This window comes from Facklamia sp. P12955 (genome assembly GCF_050409565.1).
In the GTDB taxonomy this organism is placed as follows: Bacteria; Bacillota; Bacilli; order Lactobacillales; family Aerococcaceae; genus Facklamia.
Genome location: NZ_JBNUPF010000066.1, coordinates 1 through 587 on the forward strand (window position 1 = coordinate 1; position 587 = coordinate 587).

A 587-nucleotide genomic window follows, 5' to 3' on the forward strand; every position below is an offset into this window, starting at 1 on the left:
TTTGAAGATGTTGTAAAGCATTAAGAAATAAATGCGTTCAGGTGGATTTTCCTGATAGACAGACTCAATGTGTCGAATAATTTCACTAGTGACATCTTCAACTTTTGATGGGTCATTCCAAATTTGATTGAATAGCTGAATATAGGTTTGTACCATCGGCTGCTCATCAAAGCAGTTCACCATGTTGGAAATGGCATTGCCTTTTTCAAAGCCAAGTCCCATCGGGGTAAACCCCTGAATAGGCATATACGTTAAAGACTGCTCAGGTTTTTGGATGCTGATAAATTCCTGCATCGGTGCATTGCTATTGTTCGACTTAAATGTTGCTTTTCGTCGTATCCAATCTGCACACTCTTTAGCAATTGCCTTTTGTGATAACTGATTTTTCAAGTGAATCTCAAATTCAGTTCCATACAGACTACTTTCACGATCTTGTTTAGGAATTACAAATTCACGTTTTTCCTTTTTTAGCTTATCTGTGACGTTATCAGCGACAAAGGTTGGGGACGTAAAGACAAATTGTAGTTCTTCGATCTTTTCTAATTCTTTTTTTAAGGCGGCATACGCATAAATGGAAAAGTATGAGG

Annotated in this window: 1 pseudogene; it reads right to left on the reverse strand. The window is 37.5% G+C overall.

The features are described from left to right. A pseudogene (locus ACQV2G_RS09150) lies at positions 1–587 on the reverse strand (ATP-dependent helicase); the annotation flags it as partial.